At 62.9% G+C, this 24,116-nt stretch carries 23 protein-coding genes and 2 pseudogenes; 15 read left to right on the top strand and 10 right to left on the bottom strand.

Annotated elements, in window-relative coordinates; translation table 11 throughout:
* Nucleotides 1-24 precede the first annotated feature (24 nt).
* From YS110_04975 to YS110_04955, 5 genes are all read left to right on the top strand, one after another.
* Nucleotides 25-336, top strand: a complete 312-nt coding sequence (locus YS110_04975) for an HU family DNA-binding protein (GenBank protein UJB64157.1) — start codon at nt 25-27, stop codon at nt 334-336.
* Nucleotides 337-435: 99 nt separating this feature from the next.
* Complete coding sequence (locus YS110_04970) at nt 436-888, top strand: helix-turn-helix transcriptional regulator (protein ID UJB64156.1); 453 nt, start codon at nt 436-438, stop codon at nt 886-888.
* A gap of 232 nt (nt 889-1,120) precedes the next feature.
* On the top strand, nt 1,121-3,667 hold the full coding sequence (locus YS110_04965; GenBank protein ID UJB64155.1) for a TerB N-terminal domain-containing protein: 2,547 nt from the start codon (nt 1,121-1,123) through the stop codon (nt 3,665-3,667).
* A complete protein-coding gene (locus YS110_04960) occupies nt 3,664-4,968 on the top strand; it encodes an ATP-binding protein (protein UJB64154.1) in 1,305 nt (434 codons plus the stop codon). Before YS110_04965 ends, YS110_04960 begins: the two co-directional genes overlap by 4 nt.
* A gap of 14 nt (nt 4,969-4,982) precedes the next feature.
* On the top strand, nt 4,983-7,184 hold the full coding sequence (locus YS110_04955) for a DEAD/DEAH box helicase (GenBank protein UJB64153.1): 2,202 nt from the start codon (nt 4,983-4,985) through the stop codon (nt 7,182-7,184).
* 126 nt (nt 7,185-7,310) lie between these two features.
* On the opposite strand, the gene YS110_04950 is transcribed toward YS110_04955, so the two are convergent.
* On the bottom strand, nt 7,311-8,459 hold the full coding sequence (locus YS110_04950; GenBank protein UJB64152.1) for a hypothetical protein: 1,149 nt from the start codon (nt 8,457-8,459) through the stop codon (nt 7,311-7,313).
* Nucleotides 8,460-8,772: 313 nt separating this feature from the next.
* On the opposite strand from YS110_04950, the gene YS110_04945 reads away from it, so the two are divergent.
* The 3 genes and pseudogenes from YS110_04945 to YS110_04935 all read left to right on the top strand — a co-directional run bounded on the left by YS110_04945 (nt 8,773) and on the right by YS110_04935 (nt 10,981).
* Entirely contained in the window at nt 8,773-9,033 is a 261-nt protein-coding gene (locus tag YS110_04945; protein ID UJB64151.1) for a helix-turn-helix transcriptional regulator, read from the top strand.
* Nucleotide 9,034: 1 nt separating this feature from the next.
* Nucleotides 9,035-10,403, top strand: a pseudogene (locus YS110_04940) (type II toxin-antitoxin system HipA family toxin).
* A gap of 326 nt (nt 10,404-10,729) precedes the next feature.
* Entirely contained in the window at nt 10,730-10,981 is a 252-nt protein-coding gene (locus YS110_04935; GenBank protein ID UJB67351.1) for an AlpA family phage regulatory protein, read from the top strand.
* Nucleotides 10,982-11,226: 245 nt separating this feature from the next.
* Here YS110_04935 and YS110_04930 read toward each other — a convergent pair whose 3' ends face one another.
* From YS110_04930 to YS110_04900, 7 genes are all read right to left on the bottom strand, one after another.
* A complete protein-coding gene (locus YS110_04930; GenBank protein ID UJB64150.1) occupies nt 11,227-12,177 on the bottom strand; it encodes an ATP-binding protein in 951 nt (316 codons plus the stop codon).
* 30 nt (nt 12,178-12,207) lie between these two features.
* Nucleotides 12,208-13,053 carry a nucleotidyl transferase AbiEii/AbiGii toxin family protein gene (locus YS110_04925; protein UJB64149.1) on the bottom strand — a complete coding sequence of 282 codons (846 nt, stop codon included), beginning with the start codon at nt 13,051-13,053 and terminating at the stop codon, nt 12,208-12,210.
* Nucleotides 13,050-13,661 carry an AbiEi antitoxin N-terminal domain-containing protein gene (locus YS110_04920; protein UJB64148.1) on the bottom strand — a complete coding sequence of 204 codons (612 nt, stop codon included), beginning with the start codon at nt 13,659-13,661 and terminating at the stop codon, nt 13,050-13,052. The genes YS110_04925 and YS110_04920 overlap by 4 nt, the downstream gene beginning before the upstream one ends.
* Before the next feature lie 94 nt (nt 13,662-13,755).
* Nucleotides 13,756-14,181, bottom strand: a complete 426-nt coding sequence (locus YS110_04915; protein UJB64147.1) for a hypothetical protein — start codon at nt 14,179-14,181, stop codon at nt 13,756-13,758.
* 130 nt (nt 14,182-14,311) lie between these two features.
* Entirely contained in the window at nt 14,312-14,845 is a 534-nt protein-coding gene (locus tag YS110_04910; GenBank protein ID UJB64146.1) for a hypothetical protein, read from the bottom strand.
* Complete coding sequence (locus tag YS110_04905) at nt 14,842-15,405, bottom strand: hypothetical protein (protein ID UJB64145.1); 564 nt, start codon at nt 15,403-15,405, stop codon at nt 14,842-14,844. Before YS110_04905 ends, YS110_04910 begins: the two co-directional genes overlap by 4 nt.
* Nucleotides 15,406-15,424: 19 nt before the next feature.
* The gene (locus YS110_04900) at nt 15,425-15,649 is read right to left on the bottom strand and encodes a hypothetical protein (protein ID UJB64144.1); all 225 of its coding nucleotides are present in this window, start codon (nt 15,647-15,649) and stop codon (nt 15,425-15,427) included.
* 144 nt (nt 15,650-15,793) lie between these two features.
* Between YS110_04900 and YS110_04895 the strand changes: the two genes are divergently transcribed.
* Both YS110_04895 and YS110_04890 read left to right on the top strand, forming a co-directional pair.
* Nucleotides 15,794-16,075, top strand: coding sequence for a helix-turn-helix transcriptional regulator (locus YS110_04895; GenBank protein ID UJB64143.1), 282 nt, complete (start codon nt 15,794-15,796; stop codon nt 16,073-16,075).
* 444 nt (nt 16,076-16,519) lie between these two features.
* Complete coding sequence (locus tag YS110_04890) at nt 16,520-17,062, top strand: hypothetical protein (GenBank protein UJB64142.1); 543 nt, start codon at nt 16,520-16,522, stop codon at nt 17,060-17,062.
* 34 nt (nt 17,063-17,096) lie between these two features.
* On the opposite strand, the pseudogene YS110_04885 reads toward YS110_04890, so the two are convergent.
* Nucleotides 17,097-17,444: pseudogene (locus YS110_04885) on the bottom strand (DDE-type integrase/transposase/recombinase).
* Nucleotides 17,414-17,596, bottom strand: coding sequence for a transposase (locus YS110_04880; protein ID UJB64141.1), 183 nt, complete (start codon nt 17,594-17,596; stop codon nt 17,414-17,416). Before YS110_04880 ends, YS110_04885 begins: the two are co-directional and overlap by 31 nt.
* Nucleotides 17,597-17,756: 160 nt before the next feature.
* On the opposite strand from YS110_04880, the gene YS110_04875 reads away from it, so the two are divergent.
* The 5 genes from YS110_04875 to YS110_04855 all read left to right on the top strand — a co-directional run bounded on the left by YS110_04875 (nt 17,757) and on the right by YS110_04855 (nt 24,092).
* Entirely contained in the window at nt 17,757-18,008 is a 252-nt protein-coding gene (locus YS110_04875) for a type II toxin-antitoxin system Phd/YefM family antitoxin (protein ID UJB64140.1), read from the top strand.
* Nucleotides 18,009-18,051: 43 nt separating this feature from the next.
* On the top strand, nt 18,052-18,384 hold the full coding sequence (locus tag YS110_04870) for a type II toxin-antitoxin system RelE/ParE family toxin (GenBank protein UJB67350.1): 333 nt from the start codon (nt 18,052-18,054) through the stop codon (nt 18,382-18,384).
* Between the two features lie 458 nt (nt 18,385-18,842).
* Nucleotides 18,843-19,589, top strand: coding sequence for a translesion DNA synthesis-associated protein ImuA (gene imuA, locus YS110_04865; GenBank protein UJB64139.1), 747 nt, complete (start codon nt 18,843-18,845; stop codon nt 19,587-19,589).
* Complete coding sequence (locus YS110_04860) at nt 19,558-20,895, top strand: DNA polymerase Y family protein (protein ID UJB64138.1); 1,338 nt, start codon at nt 19,558-19,560, stop codon at nt 20,893-20,895. The genes imuA and YS110_04860 overlap by 32 nt, the downstream gene beginning before the upstream one ends.
* A complete protein-coding gene (locus tag YS110_04855) occupies nt 20,892-24,092 on the top strand; it encodes an error-prone DNA polymerase (GenBank protein UJB64137.1) in 3,201 nt (1,066 codons plus the stop codon). The genes YS110_04860 and YS110_04855 overlap by 4 nt, the downstream gene beginning before the upstream one ends.
* Nucleotides 24,093-24,116 lie beyond the last annotated feature (24 nt).

The following is a 24,116-nucleotide window of genomic DNA, read 5'->3' as shown; positions in this document are numbered from 1 at the left end:
CCACTTCTCACAAGCATCCACACCATGAACCGCGCCGACCTCGTGGCAACCCTCGCCGCAAAGAACGACCTCTCCAAGACGGCCGCCAACGCCGTGCTTGACACGCTGATCGAGACCATCCAGACCGCTGTGAAGAAGGGCGATGCCGTGCAACTGGTCGGCTTCGGCACGTTCAAGGCTGCCAAGCGCGCTGCGCGCACTGGCAAGAACCCCTCCACGGGCGCTGCCATCAAGATCCCAGCATCCACCGTACCCAAATTTGTGGCCGGTGCGAAGTTCAAGGCCGTGGTGGACCCCAAAGCCGCCAAGCGCAAGGCCGAGAAGGCTGGCAAGTAGGCAGGCAGGCCGATCCGCAAGCCGCCCGTGTGCAATAGCCCCGGGCGGCTTTTTGTTGGGGCCGCTAAGCTCCACACCTTCTACAGATTGGGTGAAACGATGACCGCTTTCTCCGACGCATTCCGGGCCGAAGTCCTGCGCATGGCGCGCAAGGAGATCAAGGGCGAACTGGGCAGCCTGCGTAAGACCGTCACGGCGCAGCGCTCCGAGATCACTGCGCTCAAGCGGGATGTGAAGGACCTGGTGTCGCAGGTGAAGGGGTTGCACAAGGCTGCTGCCCGTCAGGCCGCTCCGGGCGATGCGCTGGCCCAGGATGCTGAAGCTCCGGCACGTCACGGGCGACGTTTCCTATTCAAGGCCCAGGCGCTGGCGGCCAAGCGAGAAAAGCTGGGTCTTTCGCAGCAGGCCATGGCGGCGCTGCTGGAAGCCTCGGCGCTCTCCGTGGCTCGATGGGAGGGCGGGAAGGCGATGCCGCGGGCAGCACAGCTTGAGCGCATCCAGGTGGTATTGAAGATGGGGAAGCGGGAGGCGTTGGCCCAGTTGCAGGAGTGAGGCTTTTTGAGGGGGATGAAACCTGGCTGCGGTTTCCCTAGGGTTGCTTGAAAGCCTTGAGCAGAAACTCGGGGACGAACGTCAGATTGCCCTTTGCCCCCATGGTCTGTGCACTTGGTAGTTGGACAGCCTGCACATGCCCGAAATTTTTCGCCCTGCAGATGACAATCTGTTACCGTAACGCACTCTTTTGGGTCAGCGCAGATGCGCCTTTCAAGTGCGAGGGAACGGGATGGCGGAAAAGACAAAGACAAGCAGCGGTGTTATAGCGGCCATAGCCGCATTGGTTCTTTGTATCGTTTTCCCCCGAAGCACATGGGGCTACATCCTTTTCATCGTCGGCGGTATTTGGGCCTATCGAGTGTTTTTTTCCAGCGCGTCGAAACAGCCGATTGCTGACACGCCTTCTCGAGCCAAGACGGCCACCGCAACGAAGACATTGGAGACCTCGGCCCGAGCAACGTCGCGAGCTGAGACGCTTCAAGTGTCAGAGCCCAGTTCACCGCCCGCCTCAGTTGTTGCAACCTCTAGGTTCGTCCCAGATGACCACCCTGTGTCATTGGCCCAGAAGGCACCTTTGTCGACAGCTGTCGTGCCACCGCACCCAGCACCTCCTACTGCCCCCCGGCGATTCGTGGATGACGATACTCCGGTTTCTGTCCTCGAAAAGGAGCCCTCAAAGCCAGAGCACTACGCGATACCTCCTGCGCAAACTCAACCTCAGGCCTACACAGGGCCCGGGCGCTGGATACCTCCGGGAGAAAACGTCGTCATTGGAGGTAGCCACATCAGCGGGGGGATGATCTATGTGGGTAGAGACCTGAAAGCCCTCTCGGGCTCAACTGACCCGTGTCTTATCAATCCCGCGCTGTCCATCGCTGTGCACGCCAACATCAGCGAACGTGAGTTTGGCTATTGGCCGTCCTACTCTGAAATCACGCCTCGCGCTCGCAGGGCCTACCTGAGCTGGCTGGCAGATGGGAGGCGCGACCCCGAAGCCGATATTGGATACGTCTTTCTCTTCTTCTATGGCCTGGAGCGCAGGGCCATTGCAGAGGGATTGAAGGACGCGCAGGCGCAGAGAGATTGGCCCCTGATTGCGCAGGAGGTCCGCAGACTCCTTGAGATCTACGGCGAAAAATCCTTCTCTTTCAAGCGCTATGCCGGCGAGCTTTTGAGTTGGCTGGAGGTATCCCATTACTCCAAGACGCTCTACAACGAACCCGTTCCGTCTTTCCCGACGACCTTCGAGGTGCCGCTCTATATTCGCCTTGCACTTGGCCTCGCCGCAGTGGATGGAGTGCCAGTGCCGCCCCCTCTCGCGTTGGCTTGGGCACGCCTGGACCCGGCTAGCTATTTGCGAACTTCCGCCACCAGGTGCGCAGAGCAGTTCGACAAGCTCTTTCAGCAGCGCTACGCGGAAACCTTCAAGCCGGGCATTGTTCTTCCCCGCAATAAGACCAAACTGAAGCTGGTGTACCAACCAGCATCTGCTGGTTTCAGGGGCGTCAACGAAATCAAGCTGACCTTCGGTGACACGCCGGACGTGACGGTTCTGACGGCTCCACAAAAGCAGCTGAAAAAGATCGTTGACGCTGTCACTGACCAGTTGGATCCCTACAGCCGATATCTTGGCCGCAACCCAGACAGTCCCAATGCGCTGGAAGGTCTGCTGTTGCTGCCGCCAACAGTTTGGCCTGACGCGGCGGGGGATGCCTTAGAGGCTCTGCGGGACAGGGTCTCGGAAGGCTTCGTTGTTATGAAGCTTCAGGAGTTGCTTGATCTGTTCCAGGCGAAGACTGCTTTAAACAAAGAACGTGCATTGACGCTGGTCAAGACACTGGAGACTGTTCAGATTGGCATGGAACCTGACATCCTGGGTGGAGCACGGACACCAAAAGGCGCAGACCATGTGGTGCTGTATTCGTCCGTGGAATCAAGTGATGCTTCAGCCCGAACGGCTGCCTACCAGGCGGCGACGCTTACGCTCCAGTTGGCGTCTGCCGTTGCCAGTGCCGATGGGGAGTTCAGTGACCATGAGATGGAGCATCTGAGCGATCAGGTCCAAGCATGGTCGCATTTGACTGCCAGCGAGTCGGCCAGGCTGCTAGCGCATTTGCGTCTGTTGACCGTGGAGCCCGTCTCCCTGGCTTCCCTCAAGAAGAGGTTGGATCCGCTTGACGCGAAGTCCAAGGAAACGATCGCTGCCTTCATGGCAACCGTTGCCCAAGCTGATGGCACCGTGACGCCGGCGGAAGTGAAGATGCTGGAGAAAGTCTACAAAACGCTGGGACTTGATACCAAGAGGGTCTTCACAGACGTGCATGCTGTTGCGGCCGGAACAAGCCCTCAGCCAAGCATCTCTGCGCAGCCTGCGGCCAAGGGTTTTCAGCTGGACACGGCAAAGATTGCTGCACTGCAGAAGGATTCCGAGCGCGTGTCCGCATTGCTGGCCGATATCTTCAAGGAAGAATCTCCGCAGCCGACCGTCATAGCAGCCGTTCCCGAGGCGGCACCCCCTCTGGACGCCGAGGCAGCAGTGGCTACGGGTTTGTTCGGTCTGGACGAGGCACATTCGGCTTTTGCACGCATGCTGTTGTCGCGGCCACAATGGACTCGCGAAGAACTCTTGGATGTCTCCTCAGACTTGGACCTGATGTTGGATGGTGCCCTGGAGCATATCAATGAAGTGTCGTTTGACACTCATGACATACCGTTCACTGAGGGCGACGATCCTATCGATGTGAACCCTGAAATTCTGGAGAAGCTGGAAGCATGAACGCACCCATTCGCCCCAAAGAGCGTGACGCAGTTGTTCAATCCCTGCGTGCAGGCGTCGTCCCTCGGACGGGACAGCATCTCATCCAGGTAGGGCGCATCCGTGAGATTGAGACCTTGGTGAGCGACATGGTCCGCGTGGCCGATGGCGGTTCGTCGTTCCGCCTGGTCATCGGCGAATATGGCGCGGGTAAGACGTTTTTCCTGAATCTGGTCCGCTCCATCGCGATGGAGAAGAAGCTGGTCGTGGCCAGCGCCGATCTGAACCCAGACCGTCGGCTACACGCCAGTGGTGGGCAAGCCCGATCTCTCTATGCTGAGTTGATGCGCAATCTGGCAACTCGTACCAAACCGGAAGGCGGGGCTCTGGGAGGCATTGTCGAGAAGTTCATTGCCACGGCCAAGGCTGAGGCCAAGGAGGGGGGGAGGTCGACTGAAGATGTCATTCGCCACAAACTGGAGCACCTGACGGAGCTTGTCAATGGGTATGACTTTGCAGACGTCATTGCTGCCTATTACCGCGGCTTCGAAGAAGGCAATGAGCAGCTGAAGTCCGACGCTGTGCGCTGGTTGCGCGGTGAGTTCACGACCAAGACCGATGCGAAAGCAGCCCTTGGCGTGCGCACCTATGTGGACGACGCCGCAGTCTATGACCAGCTCAAGTTGATGGCCAGGTTCGTGCGGCTTGCGGGCTTCAGCGGCCTGTTGGTCAGCCTTGATGAGCTGGTCAATCTCTACAAGCTTGCCAATGCGCAGGCGCGGAACTCTAACTACGAACAGATTCTGCGTATCCTGAATGACTCGCTGCAAGGTACGGCAGTTGGACTGGGTTTCACCCTCGGAGGAACACCCGAGTTCCTTCTGGACACTCGGCGCGGTCTCTACAGCTACCCCGCACTTCAAAGCCGCCTGGCCCAGAACACGTTTGCCAGCAGTGAACTATTGGACTTCAGCGGCCCCACGGTTCGACTTTCGAGCCTGAGTCCCGAGGACTTCTACGTACTCCTCCAGAAACTGCGCCACGTCTATGCGGCAGGAGATACGGCGAAGTACCTGTTGCCAGACCAAGGCATTGCGAGCTTCATGGAGCACTGCTCCAAGCGCATCGGCGAAACCTACTTCCGCACGCCTCGCACCACCATTACTTCCTTCATCAACCTTCTTGCGGTCTTGGAGCAAAACCCAGGCACTGAATGGCAAACGCTGCTTGGCGGCCTGGAGGTGGCGGCTGATACAGGCGCAACAGGAGACCTGGCTGTGGAGGTTGAGGAAGGTGACGAGTTTGCCTCCTTCAAGCTCTGAACGCTGAGCGCTGCATGTCCGGGGCGAGTTCGTCTTTTCACCTTCTTGATGAGCGCATTCAGCGATTCATTTGGGCGGAAGGCTGGGAGTCATTGCGGGACGCCCAGGAGCAGTCCATTCCATTGCTCATCCATGCCGACCGCGATGTCATCGTGGCAGCGGCGACCGCAGCAGGCAAAACAGAGGCAGCGTTTCTGCCAGCGCTCACGCATCTGTTGCAAAGCGAGGAGCCTCGGCTCATCGTCTACATCAGCCCGTTGAAGGCCCTCATCAACGATCAGTTTGGGCGACTCGACAAGCTCTGCGAGCAGCTGGATATCCCCGTGTGGCCTTGGCATGGCGACATTGGTGCGACGTCCAAGGGCAAGTTCTTGAAGCAGCGGCGCGGAGTCCTGCTCATCACTCCAGAGTCCCTCGAGGCATTGCTGTGCAATCGAGGGACATCCATTGCCGCTGTGTTTCAGATGACCGCATTTTTTGTGGTCGATGAGCTGCATGCGTTTATTGGGTCTGAGCGAGGAAAGCAGCTTCAATCCTTAATGCACCGCATCGAGAATGTCCTGCGCCGCAAAGTACCTAGAGTGGGCCTCTCGGCCACCTTGGGTGACATGGGCCTTGCCGCTGATTTTCTTCGGCCAGGACATGGAACTGGCGTCAGCATGGTCGTTTCCGCCTCTGGGGGAAATGAACTCAAGATCCTCGTAAAGGGATATGAGGAGCCTTTGGTTGTGCGGCAGGGTGGTGAGGAAGAGGCGCCCGAGCCTGCCACGCCCGGACTCATCGCGGCGCACATGTACAAGGCGCTGCGAAGTTCCAACAACCTTGTGTTCCCAAACTCCCGGCGCGAGGTCGAGCGCTACACCAATCTGCTGAACGGCCTTTGCGAGCGCAACAAAGTGCCTCAGGAGTTTTGGCCGCACCACGGTAGCCTATCCAAGGAGATCCGGGCAGAGACCGAGGCCGCCCTCAAGCAGAAGGAAGTGCCTGCCACTGCCATCTGTACCAATACCCTGGAGCTGGGGATCGACATCGGAGCTGTCAAGAGCGTTGTGCAGATTGGACCACCGCCCTCAGTCGCCAGTTTGCGTCAACGACTGGGAAGGTCTGGGCGGCGAAAGGGCGAACCCGCCATTCTGAGAGGCTACTGCATCGAGGACGCGATTGATGTGCACTCGGGCTTTGGCACGAGATTGCGCCTGGGACTTGTGCAGACCGTTGCCATGATTTCTCTTTTACTTGAAGGCTGGTTTGAGCCGCCTGTCACGCAAGGCGCCCATCTCTCCACGCTGGTGCAGCAGATGTTATCCGCCATAGCCCAGAACGGTGGCGCCACGATTGGTCAGTTGTACGCACTGCTGTGCGCTACGGGAACACCGTTCGAGGGAACGACCAAAGAAGACTTCATGTCGCTGGTACGTCACCTGGGAACAAAAGAGCTTTTGGTTCAGGACTCATCTGGGTTGCTGCTGCACGGCCCTCTCGGTGAGAAGTTCGTCAACCACTACACCTTCTATGCTGCATTTGCGTCGGACGAGGAGTTTCGGTTGGTCGCCGGGACCCGGACCCTTGGGACGCTGCCTGTTTCTCAGATGCTGTCCATAGGGCAGCGGATCCTCTTTGCAGGCAAGACCTGGATTGTGGAAATGGTGGATGAGGCGCAGAAGGTCATCGTCGTCAAACGCGCCAGCGGCGGTGCTCCGCCTTTGTTTTCTGGAGGCTCTGGGCGGGTGCACACGAAGGTGAGGCAGAGGATGCGCGAGCTGCTGGAGTCAACTGAAAGGATTGTGTTTGTCGATGAGGTCGCTCAGCGCTTCTTGGAGGAGGCGCGGTCCAACTTTCGAGCGCTGAATTTGACATCAGAGTGCCTGGTTGACCAGGGACACGAACTCCTCGTCGTCACATGGCTCGGGGATGCCGCCAACGAGGCGTTGGCTTGCTTCATGAATCAGCGAGGCTTCTCTGCAGCACCTTCTGGCCCTGGCATAGAGGTGGTGAAAGGCGGTCACACCATTGACAACATCCTTGACGCACTCCTCGACGCTGCGCTCGTAGAGCAGCCATCCGTGAGCGAACTGCTTGACGGCGCGAGAAATCTTGAACGAGAGAAATGGGACTGGGCACTGCCTCCAGAGTTGCTCAAGAAAGCGTATGCGAGTCTCAACCTGGACGTTGAGGAAGCCAAGAAATGGGTGACTTTGAATTTCTCTGGTACTTGAACGTACTACCCTTACTTCGGTCCTGAAGTTGAAAGAGACCCCAACCGCCGATGAAGATCAGCTGCTGGCGCCAAGCTGCCAGGGCTTGAACCAGTTTCGCGAAAGCTTCTAGATCGTTCATCAGACTCAGTTACCGACGAGTGGCAGGAGATATTTCTTGTAGATTAGACCAGCTTGTTCAGATCCCCTTGTCGGGTGGTTCATCACGTCCAACCATACTTGGAGGATGTCCGTGACCAAGATTCCGTTGTGATTTACGGCCCCCCTGAAGGTGGATTGCGGAAAAGATGGCTGCCGCAAGATCAAGTCTGGTCGATCAGATGGATACGCCATCAACCCTGGCCAGTCCGATGCCCCCACTTTGGGCAGCTTGGGAACATAGATATACGGAGGCACACCGCTGACGTGCCCGATGCCCAGCTCATCGGCAGCGGAAAAAAGTCCCAGACAAGCGTTTTTGGAAGCGTTTTTGGAATGGTGGCTTAGCAAGCCTCGAATTTGCTGAGCAGCAGGGGCTCGTAGAAGAAAGCCGCATGGCATCTCCGGACACGCGCGCATCGCGGCGGCGCCCCAACGGCGGAAAAGCTCTTCGCGACGAAAGAGCTTCAGATGAGGCGATGAGTCGCTCAGATATCCTTCGCTGCGCAGTTGCTGCAGGAATCGGGAAGCGCTCATGGCGGACACCTGCGCAGCGTCGGCCAGGTCGGAGCCGTTCTTGAACTGCCTTTTGGGGGCGTTCAGCAAGCCGTTTGGCAATTCCCACGCCAGGAGGAGTTTCAGCATCCACTGGTTGAGGTCCGAGAACAGGTTGATGGCTTGCGATGGGCGGCGGGCTGAGAGGCGGCTTGGCTCCTCTGGCAATCGGTTCAGCTGCTGGAATACCTCATCACTGAAATATTGTTCGCCGCGTCCCGAGATTAGTCCGACAGACACATCTTTCGCGAACTTCTGCGCAAACACCTCCACATGCTTAGCCAAAGACATAGATGCTTCCGGCACGAAGATGATTGCGAGGGGGAGGGCATTGCCGGACTGCTCGGCTGCAGCTTTGGCTTGGAGAATCGCCATAGAGAGAACCGGCAGCACGCGGTCTGGGCGACCTTCGGATAGCGCCTTGATTTCGACGATGAATCGGTGCTTTCCGTGCCGAATGAGCAAGTCGGCGCTGAGCGAGTCTTCATGCTGCATCTCCACAGACCAACCGTTGGACCGGAAGAAGTTGGCAACGTACTGCTCTGCATGCACGTGCTTGTTGGGGGAAAGAGGTGCTCGCATATGGTGGCTTTTAACATGGCCATTTTATTTAACATGTCCATGTTATAAACCATGGCCATGTTATTCATCAGCTAGTTGTGCTGATCAGCTCATCGGGGCTGGTTTTCTCGTCAGCGCAAAAAATGGACTGGGCAGTTCGCTGATCATTTTTGACCAAGCATGGCTTGGGCACCATCGAATGATGAGCATCCATCAGGTTGCATCAGCGCCCCTCGATGCGCATTGTGTAAACCAGAATTAGCTGGTATTCAGTTATTTGAGCAATAGCTGTTTTTGAGATATTTTCTGTTTATCTGAATTTCAGGTATCCGCCATGACGTCGACATCACATCCGCTGGTCACTGCCGGCCAACTGGGGTCGATGCTGCTGGCCGCGCGCAAGGCCCAGGGGCTGACCCAGTCGGTGCTGTCCAGCCGTATCGGCTTGAGCCAGTCACGGGTCTCTCATTTGGAACTCAACGCCCACGAGTTGAGCGTGGAGCAACTCCTTGCATGGTGCGCCGCGCTGGGCCTAGAGTTGGCCGTGGGGGCCCGGGGCAAGGCTGCGGTGTCGACGACGACCACGGATTGGTGACATGGGGCGTCGATCGCACAGCCGCAGCCTGTCCATCTGGACCAATGGTGTCCGCGTGGGCCGGTGGACGATTCCCGCTCGCGGGGAGATGGTGCTGCAGTACGACGCGGATTGGCTTGCTGCCGATATCGGCCGGCCGCTGTCGTTGTCGCTTCCGTTCAATCTGCAGAATCTGCAGGCCAAGGGCGAGAAGGTCGCCAACTACTTCGACAACCTGCTTCCGGACAGCGACGCGATCCGTCGCCGCGTGGCCGAGCGCTTCAGGACGGGTTCGACCGAGCCGTTTGAGTTGCTGAAGGCCATCGGGCGCGATTGCGTGGGCGCTGTCCAGATCCTGGATGAAGACGAGGTGCCCACCGGTTTCGATCGAATCGAGGGCGAGCCCCTGTCGGAGGAGGCTATTGAGCGGCACCTGATCGAAACCGTTTCTCCGCAGGCCTTTGCTGCGGGCCGAGACCCGGATGCGGACTTCCGCATCTCGCTGGCCGGTGCGCAGGAGAAGACGGCTTTCCTTTGGTGGGGCGAGCGATGGCTGGCGCCGCGTGGTGCCACACCGACGAGCCACATCTTCAAGCTTCCGCTCGGCCTGATGGGCAGGCGGCAGGCGGCAGGCGGCAGGCGGCAGGCGGCAGGCGGATTTCAGCACGTCCGTCGATAACGAGTGGCTGTGTTTGCGGCTGCTGAAGGCCTATGGCTTGCCGGTGGCCGATGCCAGCATTGCGACCTTTGGTGGGCAGCGCGTGCTGGTGGTGGAGCGGTTCGACCGGCGCGTGGCATCCAGTGGGCAGTGGCTCATGCGTCTGCCGCAGGAAGATTTTTGCCAGGTCGAGGGCTGATCGCCATTCCGCAAATATGAGAACGACGGCGGCCCAGGGCTCAAGGCGTTGTTTGGCACGCTGCGGCAATCGGTGAATGCCGAAGCCGACATGAAAACGCTGATGGCGGCTCAGGTGTTGTTCTGGTTGCTGCGAGCACCCGATGGCAATGCTAAGAATTTCAGTATCCAGCTTCTGCCACGCGGGCGTTTCCAGTTGACCTCGCTGTACGACGTAATGTCGATCTATCCAGTGTTGGGTAACGCTCCGAACCAGTGGTTGCCACATGAAATCAAGTTGGCAATGGCCTTGGTCGGCAAGAACCGGCACTACGAGATGCAAGGTATCCAGCGAAGGCATTTCAATAGCACCGCGCAGAAGGTTGGCTATGCCTCGACCGCCGAGCCGATCATCGAAGAAATCCTTGCCCGGACTCCAGCGGCCATCGCCGAAGTGCAGGCCGAATTGCCACAGGACTTCTCACCGCGTGTTCTTGACGCCATCCTGGGCGGGCTTGAGCAGGCGGCCCGAACACTCGGTGGGATGCCGCCGTAAGCGGTAGAAGAGGGGGCCGAGCGCGCTTGGATGTAGTGTCTCAATAGGTTGTGCATCCGAATGGGTGTTGGAGTTGGAGTTGCCCCGCTTCGGGATCACGGAGAAATCCAACCGGATGAACAGCCATAGGAGTATTTGCCCTGGTGCGCTGGGCTGCGCTTGCATGGATGGAATGAGTCGGATGTCCCTGGCACTCTACGGAATCGGCGACAGGTGTCGCAAATCGGAAAGGGAGTCATATGAGACCAGCCGCACAGACTCGCAAGGAGCGCGAGAACCAACGGGAGGCTGTCGATAGAGAAATCACTGACCGTGCTGCCCAGTTGATGAGGCAGGCGTTGTCGCTGCTGGAGAGTGGTGGGCCGATACGACGGCTGTCTTTGGAAAATGGAAGCGACGAAGACCGCCTGTTGCGGTTGCCGGAGGTGCTCCGCTTGACGGGGATGTGTCGCTCGGCCCTCTACGACCAAATGGCGCGAGGGCAGTTTCCGGGTTCTATCAAGATCGGGCAGCGTGCGACCTCATGGTCAGCCAAGGCAGTACGAAGCTGGATAGCGCGGCGTGTGGATAGTTTGTAGTCGATGGGGGCAATGTAGCGCTTTTTGACGATGTGGTGATGGCGTCTCGGCATCCATCTTGTACAGGCCGCAGGGGCAGAGTCTGTGCGGCCTTCATTGCAATTCCCGCAGGTCGTTCAGCGCTGATTGCAGAGGGGAAGATATTCGCCGACGGCTGTTGTTGCCCGGGAATGTGAGTTCGAGTCCGGTAAACCCGCCCCTTGCCGGCACCCGCGCATACATTTCAGAGCTTCAGGAACGCCACGCTAGAAGTTGCACCATTCTTCAAAGCGCCATTCCCCTTGGATTGGTTGCAAGTTTGGCAGGAAGATCCGCCAGATGATCGGTAGTCCATGGACTTGACGCCAGATGGTGTGGTCGACCTCCACCACAATGGCGGGATGCCTGTCTGGATCTACCAGCGTATGAGTTTGGCCCGGATGAAGGGTGCGACGGCGCTGCTCATCATCAGGATCTCCGCGCGTGATTCTGAGAAAGCGCCGGTCGCCGGGGCCGCGTGCGAGACTCATTGTGTCGCCCCAGCTCTCGACGAGCGCTTCCAAAAGTGGGAGTCCATCAGGGTCACGCGTGTCGCGAATGACCTCGTGCGGAAGGTCCATTTCAAACTGCCAGTTCTCGAGCGTGACTTGACCAACGTTTGTGATCAAGACCTCAAGTTCCTTGCGGTGCAGTTCCCCATTGCTTTTGATGTTGACCAGCCTGGGATCAACGCGAACTTCCGGCCTTAGGCGACGATTCATAACATCGCGGATCTGAAAGTCGAGCATCGGTTCAGTGCTTCGACCCGCACGTTGGTAATACCGGCGATCGAGGAGATTTTGATGTGCCGTCGATGAAGCGTCGATCTCAATAGTGATGATCCGACCTCCAGGCACGGCGAGTTCCGTGATCTCGAACCGGCCTAGCGGGGGACTTGTGTTGCTTCGGAGGACATTGGTGAGCCAGTCGCCGCCAACACCTGGGTCGGTAACGGGTGAGAGTGACGCTGCAACAGGTACGCCCTCGACATCTTCTTCGGCAATTCCATACAGGATCGTCCCACCACCGGCGTTCGCGAAACCGGTGCAGTCCTTTACCAATTCCTGTCTTGCCCCATTCGATGGCACCAATGCTGCACCGCGCTTGAACTCTAGGTAGAGCCCTTCCTGCATGTGATCGTCAAGAACCTGCTGAAGTTGCGCTGCGGTGTAGGTCATTTTTTCAGTGTATTGGAGAGGCTCAGCCCTTCAGGAGGCCACGAGTTTCTGGAACTCTCTGCGCAACAGCGCGACGACCTCGGCGAGGTCCAGGGCGTCGAGTCGATTCTTTTTCAGAAATGCCGCCCATTGCCTTTGCTTCGCAGCATCCTGCACGAATGCATCGCTCAAGCCCGAGGGTAGGGTGCTGGGCATCGCCAGTTTCCGTCGATCGAACGTGGCCTCGACTGCGCGGCGCAACTCGGAGGTTTCCAAGGCATCATCGGAAAGCAGTATCCAGAGATCGAAGTAGTCCTTCATGCGGGTGTTGACTATGCCTAAAAGGCACACTGCATGAAACTTCTCGGCCACCACTGTGAATTTCGGATAGGTTCGCAGTCGTGGAGCGGGCAGGTCATCGAGCAGCACCGGGTAGCTCACCGATTCCGGTGCCGGCGTGACCGCGTCGCCAAAACCGATGTCCACCTGCAGGGCGATGCGCGCACCATCCAACTTCGCCTGCAGGTCAATCCTCACACCGCCATAACCTGCTTCCTTGCGGATCACCGAGCCTTTGACCGAGGCGGGATCAAATGCGATGCCGTCCTCCACCTCGATCTGGCAAATCTCGCGGAACACCGCCACGGCGGTGTCGATGTCGTCTGGACCGAAACCCAGCAGGTCCACATCCCGTGTTGGCCGATGTGGTTGTTCGTACCACAGCGAAAACAGCAGGGCGCCCTTAAGCAGATAGTTGGACGCATAAGCCGAGACCGACAAGCGGTATAGCAGCCGCTCCAGTCCGTAGTGGGTGAGCGTCAGATTGAAATCTTGCCTGGTGATATCAGCGTGCTGTTTCAAGCGGGCACGAATGGAGGCGGCGAGGTTGCGGCTCATTGCGTGACGCTTTCCAGATAGGGCCGTATGACATTCGCGACGCGGTCCACCGTGGCGTAGTGCCAAAGGGCATCCATGGTCAGCTTGCGCTGCGTCCAGCCATCACGTAGCGCTTCCAGAGCCACATCCAGGCCGATCTTGTTGCGGTACTTGAAGCAGTCGGCCACTGTCTTGGCCGCGTTGAATACTGGGACCTTCACGCCGTCGATCTCGACCGGCTCGATGCCCTCGGTCAGAGCGGTGCCCGACATGCGCACCACGCGCAGAGCAGGCTGGTCCAGTAGGGGTGTGGGCGAGTGATGGGGGATCGCCATCCAGACCTCGAATGGTGCCTGCGTGCCGATGCCATGGACGCGCAGCGCTGACAGCAGGCACACCACGCCGCGCGGCACGCGCAGGGCTGCCTCGGCCAGGGACCGGTGCTCGCTGAGCGGGCTCCCTGGCAGACTGTAGACGCCGCGGGCGATGCGCTCAAGCTTGCCGGCTGCAACCAGCCGGGTGAGCACCACTGTCGGCAGGCTCTGCTCAGCTAGATCGCGCGCGCGCAGCAGTGGTCGACGCCCGGCGAGCGCGAGGACGGCTTGTTCGAGCGTTGAGTTCGAGCTCATTCCGGAGTATGTTGCAATAATTAGTCATTTGTCAATAAACAACTAGATAACGCAATGCTGTTGAAGGCTTTGCCGGAAGGCACGAGGTCATGCGTTAGCTGTCAGTGATGCCTTGGGGCATCCAAGGCACGTCCCGTGTCGGCATGCCGCTTGACCCCAGCGCTTTCTTGAAGACCGCATAGTTCTCGTGGCTGGGCGCCAGCAGGAGCTTGCTTTGTGCCAGGAGCTGGCACAGGTGGAAGTAAACGGCCTGGTCGGTCACGTTGAGCGCTTGGGGACTGCGCGCCACGTAGTGCATCTGAGAGCCCTGAACCTTGGAGGTGAAGTGCACTTCCAATGGCAGGGCCGGGGCGCCGTTCTGTGTGGGCCTGAACAGACCCCGCGCGAAGATAGGCGCTTGCCAGACAGGCGCGTGGTCTATGTAGTCCACGGCATAGCGCAGGGTTTTCTGGGCCAGGCGTTTTTGGTCGACGGGGCGATTGCGCGCGTGGGCGGTTGTGCTGGGGTGGGATGGTTTCATGTTGCTCCTTGAAGTGAGCAACCAACCTAGCAAACGCGTGGGCGTTTGAGCAAGTGAACGGGGCTTGACTGCCCGAGCCTAGGCCGCAGTACATTCCGCAGCCTTGGGGGATGTCGGCCCAGTTCTCGCCTCAGTTGTCGTCCGCATCACCCCAGCGAGTCGAACGCCGCACCAGCGTGCGGTACACGGCTGGGGCATGCTGTTGCAGCCCGTCGAGAGCGAATTGCGCCGCGCCCGAGTCTTCCGCCGCCAGGGTGCGCGCATGCACGTACAGCGCGGTGTCGATATCTTGCCGGCGCGAGGGTGGTTCCCCCAGGCCCGGAATACGCGCTAGCACCCGCTGCAAAGCTGCGCGTTGCTCTGGAGAAATCTGCTTGCGGCCCTGCAATGCGTGCAGCACGTAGGCGGCCGAGACGAATTCCCATAGGGCCGCGCCCTCGGGCGTGGTCGCATCCTGCTCTGCGGCCATGGCACACCAGCCAGCGCCGGAGCCTCTGAGCGCGGCCACTGCCTGGTGGTAGGGCGAGGCTATCTGGGTCATGGGGGCACCCAATGCGCCGCCGCAGCCCGTGCGGATGGAGAGGGGCTGCGCCGCCCCAGCGCTGGAAATAGCCGCCAGAGCAAGCGCGAGCACCACGGCGGGCAATGCCTTCCCGCGTGTCATGACTGCGCGGCGTGCATGTCCAGCCATGCGGTCAGGCGATTTTCCCACTGGCGCATCAGGTCGGCATTCTCGAAATACAGCTTGTACCGGGGGCTGTCCAGGTCTTTGACGGACACGTCCACCACATGCACCACCTTCGTGACCTGCTTGTCGCCCGCACCGGTCATGGAGAGCGCCTTGAACTTCACATCCTTCTCTTTGCCCGTCTCCGATGCAATGGACAGCACGGCATCGCGGTGGAAGAGCTTGGCGGGCACGGCGGCCGACGCCAGGATGATGCGGGGGTCATCCTTGCTGATAGCCACGCCTGAAACCTGATTGCCATCCGAGAAGAAGTGTTGATAGTCTGGCTGAAAGCCGTTCTGCGTAATGAGGTTCACCATGCCCTGGCGGGCGTCCTCTTTGAGGGTGTGCTGCGCCTTGGCTCGGGAGAAGGCCTGATAGCCGACCACGGCAACGGCCACCAACGTGAATTTGTGCGTGGGCTTGGCGTCGCCGAAGACGAGCCACAGAACGAACAGCGCGACGGCCCCAAGTTTGAGCATGCTTGTTTTTGTCATTTGTCCCTCCTGATGGGCGTTAGTCGGCCATGCGGCCAGTGCCCGCCCACCAGGGCGCGGGCTGCGTGGCCGGGGCAGGTGAAGAGGGCGCAATGAGCGGCACGCCGTTGTCATCGGCGGCAGGCGGCGACTTGCCGAAGGCCTGCGGGTGGTGAATGGCGGGCGAGGGCGCGGCGGTTTGCTCTGATGGCGTTGAGCAAGCGGAAAGCGCGAGGGCTGCGGCAAGGATTGCCAGTTTTTTCATGGGTGATGTCCTCCTGTGGGATGGCGGCACTGCGCCGCTATCGGAGAACGATCGTAGCTTAAAAAGGTGCTTATGTTCCGTGTTTTTTAGTTCCGGCTATTCTTGTTCCGTGGTGTTTATGCCCTTGGCAATCGACCATCAGGTATGCCCCGAGTACCGCCCCCTCTTGAAGAGCGGCCCACTGTGCTGCTTGCTTTTGGGCGGGCTGTACGGGCGGCCCGTAAAGCCCAAGGTTTCTCCCAAGAAGCCTTTGCCGACCGATGTGGAATCGACCGTTCCTTCATGGGGTGCGTGGAGCGCGGTGAACGCAATCTCGCCTTGGTGAACATCGACAAGATCGTCAAGGCTTTGGGCATGCAGCCCTCGGAGTTCTTCAAGGCGCTTGATGACCAGACCGCAAGCACCAGAAAAGAGGCTCAGCCGTAGAGAGCCTTTGCGTTCGCACTACTTTCGACCACAGATGTAACCATGGTCAGAAAGCACATGAAATCCCCGTATATGCAAGCGGTGCTGAGCCTGACGCCCCAGGCAATCGAACCGGTGTCCGCAGGCACCAATGACCGTGCTGGATTGCTGCACCTTCGCTCTGGCCGATGAGAGGAGGGCGAAACACGCCGTAAGGGGATACACTAGGGGTCACACTTTGGGGTGACACTCGCGTGGTGTAAAACTTGCGAGTCATCGAACCTAACAAGTCAAGTGGTTGATTTAAAAGAAAAAATTCATATCTTTCCGAGCGGGTAGGGGTCACACTCTCGAATCCCGCCAGCTCCACCATTTTTATAAGTCGTTGATTTTCAATGACTTTTCGACGCGGTAGCGGTGTAACGCTCTCCGGTGCCATTTTGGGGTGCCACTCCGGGGTACCACATGCGCACCGCCGCGTTCCTCTCCCGCTCCAATCATGGCGTTTGCTCCGCCCGGTTTGTCGTTCCACTACAACGATTGACCCCCGGCGATAGTCGGGAATTTAGACTATCCACCGGCACCAAAGACCCCAGGGCCGCGCGTGCCCTGGCGCGTCATTTGCGCGTCTGCTTTGAGCAGTACCTGATGGAAAATGCGACGTATTGGCGTACCCACGCCATCGAATGCTTACGCGCGCACATGCCCAAACGACCAGACCAGCCCATGGGCTTCGGCGTCAAACGAACCGAGACCGGCTACGAACTCACAGACCTGACGCCGACGGATGCAAAAGCCCTTGCAGCCGGGGATATGGATGATTTGCTAGCGCACCTCGATAGCCGCTGGAACACCGCACAGCCCGCGCCAATCGCGCAAGTTCCAACCCCTGGCAAGGAGCCGAACCCGGCCCCCAGGCCGGGCGCGGGAGCGGGCGACGAAACGGGCGCAGGGCAGAGCCCGCAACCCAAAGCCGCTCCACGTCGATCCCGTTTGCGAGTCGAGTGACCTTGCCCCTGGAATCCGTATCCCATAGCTGATCTCATGAGTTGGCTTGCCGTGGTTGATTGGCAAGCCAGTCCTGCTCGAACTGCATCGGGCTGACGCAGGCCAGCGTCGAGTGCAATCGAGCACGGTTGTACCAGAGCAGCCAGGCTATGGTTTCGTCCTTCGCCTCGCGCCTGGTCTTGAAGCGCTGGCCGTGCAGCCGCTCCACCTTCAATGACCCGAACAGCGTCTCGCTGCAGGCGTTGTCCCAGCAGCTGGCTTTGCGGCTCATCGAACTGGTGATGCCGTACGCCTTGAGCACGTCCTGGAAGTCGTGGCTGGCGTACTGGCTGCCCCGGTCGCTGTGGAAGATCAACCCGGCCTGCTTGTGCGGGTGAGCTTGCCTTCGCGCTGCGCCTTGACCCAGTTGAACAAGGTCTGCTCGACCACGCCCAAGGTGCGCGCTGCCCCCGCGATGCTCTGCCCGCCCTCAACCAGCCGCACTGCCTCTTGCTTGAATTCGAGCGTGTAGCGCGCTCTTGCCGTCTTCGTCATTTACGTCTTCCTCGCTTGCATTGAAACACTCAGCAAGGGATACGTCTTTCGGGGGCAAGGTCACTCTCGAAAAATCGCGAAATTGAACCGGCGTCCGCATATCGCCGGGTTGACGTTAGCGCAATTCGTAGCTAAATTTGGCTCAAAATAAGGAGCCGAAATGGAAGCTATTTTTGCCGATGTAGCCGTGAGCATGTCGGAGTTCAAGAAGAACCCGGCGGCAGTTCTGCGCGAGGCGAACAAACGCCCCGTGGCTGTTCTCAACCACAACAAGGCCGCGTTCTACATGCTGGAGCCCGCGCTGTTCGAGGCGCTGCTCGATGAACTGGCAGACCGCGACTTGGTGCACAAGGTGCGCGCGCGGCTTGCTCGTAAAAGTGAGGCCATCGAGGTCGATTTTGACGACCTCTAAGCCCAGGCCCGCAGCGAAGGAGCGCAAGCACAAGTACCGGCTGATGTTCCTTCCCGAGGCTCTGGCCGAGTACCGTGCCTTGGATGGAAGCGTTCGCGCCACGGTGAAAAAGTTGCTGGACAAGCGCTTGAACGAGCCGCATGTGCCAGGGGGCGCACTTCATGGCGACTTGTCCAACTGCTACAAGGTCAAGCTCCTCAAGCAGGGTATCCGACTGGTTTACCAAGTTGAGGACGGCCAACTGGTTGTCTTGGTTCTCGCGGTGGACAAGCGAGAGCACAGCCTTGCGTACAAGTCGGCCATGGCCCGTTTGGGGGAGGCTGCGGAGACTCTGTCCGAGACCGTAAAGAACGTCCCGAAAAAGCCAGCCCAGTAGGGAGCAACGCTCCCCCCAAGGGGCACACTGTTCAATACCCCTCGGGGGTTTCCTAATGTAGTGGAGTTCTGTACGGCAACCTAAGTCATTGAAAACGTTGGGAATTTTGTCGAAATTGGCGCAATGGCGAAGCGTTTTTGCTTTTTTCCCCAGCTCCACCACTCAAGACACCGCCACACTCTGGAGACCCCAGGATGTGGCGGTTTTTTCTTGCCCGGTGGTGTGGTGTCCTGAAAATCGCACCGAAATCGCACGGGTCTCCGCCTGTAGCCTGGAGCGCGACCATGCCGGCCGCCTGGTGCTGCGCGCCGCCGCCAACCCGCGCGGCATGCAAGGCTACGCTGTGGGGCGCTGATTCACCGGTCCGGGCGGCCCCGCCCACGGGCTGTCAGGGCGCTGTATGGGCGGTATGAATACTGTATATTTAAACAGTATCTAAGGTTTTTCGAGGCTGCACCATGGCGCATTCACCAGCTTTTCCCCTGCCGCCCGGCGTCTGGCATGGCCGCGCCTGGGCCGCGGCGCAGCAGCGCGTGCAGCCCACCGGGCATGCGGCGCTCGACGCCGAACTGCCCGGCGGCGGCTGGCCCTGCGGCGCCCTGAGCGAGCTGCTGCTGCCGCCCCATGCCGCCTGCGAATGGACGCTGCTGCTGCCCGCGCTGGCCTGCGCGCTCCAGGACGGCACCGGCCGGGCCGTGCTGGTGGCGCCGCCGCAGGAGCCCTTCGCCGCCGCCTTGCACGATGCCGGCGTGGCGGTGCAGCGGCTGTGCCGCATCCAGCCGCCAGCGCATGATTCTGCGGACAGCGCGGCGGCCTGGGCCTGCGAGCAGGCCCTGCGCTGCCGCGACGTATGCGCCGTATTGGCCTGGCTGCCCCAGGCACGGGCGGCGGGCCTGCGCCGCCTGCAGTTGGCCGCCGCCCAGCGCCAGGTGCTGCTGTGGGTCTGCCGGCCGGCCGCGCAGGCGCCCCAGGCCTCGCCCGCGCCGCTGCGCCTGGCGCTGCGGCACCAGGGCGAGCAGTTGCAGGTGCAGGTGCTCAAGCGCCGTGGGCCGCCGCTGGACGCACCGCTGCTGCTGCCGGCGCGCAGCCCGGCCCTGGCCGCCGCGCTGCAGGCCCAGGCGCGGCGGCACGGGCGCATGCAGGCCGAGGCCCGCGCCACCGAGGACGTGCGCCATGTACTGGCACGCCTGGCGCCTGCCCCCTGAGCCCCCGCCGCCGGGCGTGCCGGCGGCCGCGCAGGGCTGGTGGGCCCTGCGCTTCACGCCGCGCGTGGCGCTGCTGGACGAGGCCCTGCTGCTGGAGGTCCAGGGCACCGAGCGCCTGTGGGGCGGCCGTGCTGCCCTGCGCGCGCTGCTGCGCGCGCAGGCCTCCGGCAGCGGGCCGGAGGCGGCGCAGGACTGGGCCGAGGGCCCCACCGCCCTGCAGGCCCTGGCCCTGCTGCGCCTGGCCCGCCTGGGCGGGCCGCCGCCCCGGCGCCTGCCGCACGATTTGCCCCTGGCCACGCTGACGGCGCTGCGTCCGCATGCGCTGGCCCTGCAGCACCTGGGCTGCCGCACCTGGGGGGCGCTGCGCGCCTTGCCGCGCGCGGGGGTGGCGCGGCGCTTCGGCGCCGCGTGCCTTGCCGCGCTGGACCAGGCCTGGGGCGATGCGCCCGAGGCGGCCGCGTGGATCGAACTGCCCGCGCAGTTCGCGCTGGAGGTGGAGCTGCCCGCGCTGGCCGAATCCAGCACGGCACTGCTGCACACGGCCGAGCGCCTGCTGCTGGCGCTGCAGGGCTGGCTGCGCGCGCGCCGCCAGGGCGTGCTGGCGCTGGAGCTGGCCTGGCGCCACGACCTGCGCCGCCACGATGGCGTGGCGCTGCCCCCCTGGCAGGCGCTGGCGCTGCGCACCGCCGCGCCCCAGCAGGACATGGCGCACCTGCGCCGCCTGCTGGCCGAGCGCCTGGGCCGCCAGCGTCTGGCCGCCCCCGCCAGCCGCCTGGCGCTGCGCAGCCTGCAGACCGCGCCCATGCCCGAGGCCAGCCATGGCCTGCTGCCGGCGGATCCGCACGAGGCGCCGGGCGTGCCCTGGCAGGAGCTGGTGGAGCGCCTCTCGGCGCGCCTGGGGCCGCAGGCCGTGCAGATGCCCCGGCTGCATGCCGACCACCGGCCCGAGTGCATGCAGCGCTGGCACCCGGCCGTGCAGCCGCCGCCCGGGGCCGCGCCGGAGCCGCCGGGGCCGTACGGGGGGCTGCTGCCGCCGTGGCTGGTGCGTCCGCCCCGGCCGCTGGCGCTGCGCGGCAGCCGCCCGTGCCTGCACGGCCAGCCGCTGCGCCTGCTGGCGGGCCCGCAGCGCGTGGAGGCCGGCTGGTGGGAGGCCGCCCCGGAGGCCGCGCAGGACGCGGCAGGCAGCGCGGCGCCGGGCCTGGTGCGGCGCGACTACTTCGTCGCGCACAGCGCGGCGGCGGGCTGGGTGTGGGTGTTCCGCGACCGGGGCACGGGCGGCTGGTTCCTGCACGGGGTGTACGGATGACGCTGCCCGGCTACGCCGAGCTGCACGCGCTGAGCAACTTCAGCTTCCAGCGCGGCGCCTCGCACCCGGCCGAGCTGGTGCGGCGCGCGCACGCGCTGGGCTACGCCGCCCTGGCGCTGACCGACGAATGCTCGGTGGCCGGCGTGGTGCGCGCCCATGCCGAGGCGCGGCGCCTGGGGCTGGCGTTCATCCCGGGCAGCGAATTCCGCTGGGGCCCCGTGTGCGTGGTGGCCCTGCCGCGCGACGCGCAGGGCTGGGGCGGGCTGTGCGAATTCATCACCGCCGCGCGGGCGCGCGCGCCCAAGGGCGGCTACGTGGTGGATGCGCAGTCGCCCTGGGCGCTGCTGCGGGGCTGCGAGGTGCTGCTGGCGCCGCGCCGCGAGGCGTTCGCCGATGCTTCCGATTCGATAGCTGTCAGCGCTTTCCTGGAAAGCGCTGGAGCCCATTTCGACCCTGAACACTGCTGGCTCGCCGTGGCCTTGCACATGGCCTGCGACGACGCCCTGTGGCTGCACACGCTGGCGCAGGCCGGCGCGCGCCTGGGCCTGCCGCTGGTGGCCACGGGCGAGGTGCACATGCATTCGCGCGCGGCCAAGCCGCTGCAGGACGTGATCACCGCGGTGCGCCTGGGCCGCGGCGTGGCGCAGTGCGGCCTGGCCCTGCAGCCCCATGCGGAAAAGCGCCTGCGCCCGCGCAGCCAGCTCGCCGGCCTGTACCCGCCGGCGCTGCTGGCGGCAACGCTCGCCGTGGCGCGGCGCTGCGCCTTCGGCCTGGAGTCGATCCAGTACCGCTACCCGCTGGAGACGGTGCTGCCCGGCATGACGGCGGGCCAGACGCTGGCCTGGCTCACCTGGGAGGGCGCCCGCGCGCGCTACCCGCAAGGCGTGCCCGATGGCGTGGCAGCGCAGATCGCCAAGGAGCTGGCGCTCATCGCCGAATGCGGCTACGAGATGTACTTCCTCACCGTGCACGACATCGTGCGCTACGCGCGCAGCCAGGGCATCTTGTGCCAGGGGCGCGGCTCGGCGGCCAACTCGGCCGTGTGCTACGTGCTGGGCATCACCGCCATCGACCCGGCGCATTCGCGGCTGCTGTTCGAGCGCTTCATCAGCCGCGAGCGCCGCGAGCCGCCCGACATCGACGTGGACTTCGAGCACGACCGGCGCGACACCGTCATCCAGTACATCTACGCCAAGTACGGGCGCGAGCGCGCCGCGCTGGCCGCCGTGGTCACCACCTACCGCACGCGCAGCGCCCTGCGCGACGTGGGCAAGGCCCTGGGCGTGGGCGCGGCGCTGGTCGATGCCTTCGCCAAGGAGCACCACTGGTTCGACGACGTGCTTGCCCCCGAGCACCTGCAGGCCCTGGCCGCGCGCCTGGGCGAGCCCCTGGGCGCGCACACCGCCGCGCTGTGGCTGGAGCTGGCGCGCCAGTTGCGCGGCTTTCCGCGCCAGCTCGGCCAGCACGTGGGCGGCTTCGTGCTCACCGAGGGCAAGCTCACGCGCCTTGTGCCGGTGGAGCCCACGGCCATGCCGGGGCGCTCCATCATCCAGTGGGACAAGGACGACCTCGACGAAATGGGCCTGCTCAAGGTGGACGTGCTGGCCCTGGGCATGCTCAGCGCGCTGCGCCGCTGCCTGGACGCGCGCGCCGCCCTGCGCGGCGAGCGCTGGGGCCTGGCCGACATTCCGGGCGAAGACCCCGCCACCTACCGCATGGTGTGCGCGGCCGACACCGTGGGCGTGTTCCAGATCGAAAGCCGCGCGCAGATGAGCATGCTGCCGCGCCTGGCGCCGCGCACCTTCTACGACCTGGTGGTGCAGGTGGCCATCGTGCGGCCCGGGCCCATCCAGGGCGGCATGGTGCACCCCTACCTGCACGCGCGCGCGCGCCAGCGCCGCCTGGCGCGTGCGGGCCACCCGGGGCCGTTCCCGCTCGAATACCCGCAACTGGCGAATGCGCTGGAACGCACGCTGGGCGTGCCCATCTTCCAGGAGCAGGTGATGCAGATCGCCATTGACGGCGCGGGCTTCACTCCCGGCGAGGCCGACGACCTGCGCCGCTCCATGGCCGCCTGGAAGCGCAAGGGCGGCGTGCACCGTTTCGAGGACAAGCTCAAGCAGGGCCTGCGCGCCCACGGCTACCCGCAGGCGTTCGCCGACCGGCTGTTCCAGCAAATCCTGGGCTTTGGCGAATACGGCTTTCCCGAAAGCCATGCCCACAGCTTCGCGCTGCTGGCCTACGCCAGCAGCTGGCTCAAGCGGCACGAGCCCGCGTGCTTCCTGGCCGCGCTGCTGAATGCGCAGCCCATGGGCTTCTACGCCCCCGCGCAACTGGTGCAGGACGCGCGCCGCCACGGCGTGCGCGTGCTGCCCGTGGACGTGGCGCACAGCGCCGTGGACTGCACGCTGGAGGAACCCCTGGCCCCCGTGCCCGGCGTGCAGGCGCCGCAGCCCGCCGTGCGGCTGGGCCTGCGCCTGGTGGCCGGCCTGGGCGCCGAGGCCGCAGCGCGCCTGGTGCAGGCGCGCCAGGCCCGGCCCTTCGCCAGCACCGAAGACCTGGCCCTGCGCGCGCGCCTGGGCCGCCCCGACCTGCAGGCCCTGGCGGCGGCCGATGCGCTGCACGCGCTCTCGGGGCACCGGCGCCAGCAGATGTGGGACGCCGCCGGCCAGACCGCCGCGGGCCCGCGCGCGCCGCCGCTGCTGCAGGGCGCGCCGGTGCACGAGGCCGCGCTGGCGCTGCCCGCCGCGCCCGAGGGGGAGGAGATCGTCTTCGACTACGCCGCCACCGGCCTCACGCTGCGCCGCCACCCGCTGGCGCTGCTGCGCGAGCGGCTGCAGCGCCTGGGGCTGGCCACCGCGCTGCAACTGCGCAGCGTGCCGCACGGGCGGCGCGTGCGCGCCTGCGGCATCGTCACCGTGCGCCAGCGCCCCGGCTCGGCCAAGGGCACCATGTTCGTCACCCTGGAGGACGAAACCGGGCCGGTCAACGTCATCGTCTGGCCGGCGCTGATCGAGCGCTGGCGCCCGGCGCTGCTGCGCGCGCGCCTGCTGGCCGTGGAGGGCGTGTGGCAGAGCACTGGCGCCCCCGGCGCGCCGGCCGCCGTGCGCCACCTGGTGCTGCAGCGCTGCAAGGACGCCACCCCGCTGCTGGGCCGCCTGGCCCAGGCGTTGGAGGGCAGCCGCGACTTCCACTGAGCCGCCAATGTCGTCTTTGGCATG

The organism is Acidovorax sp. YS12, from assembly GCA_021496925.1.
Taxonomy (GTDB): Bacteria; Pseudomonadota; Gammaproteobacteria; order Burkholderiales; family Burkholderiaceae_C; genus Paenacidovorax.
Note: the sequence above shows the minus strand (reverse complement) of the source record. Positions and strands in the feature narration are given on the sequence as shown.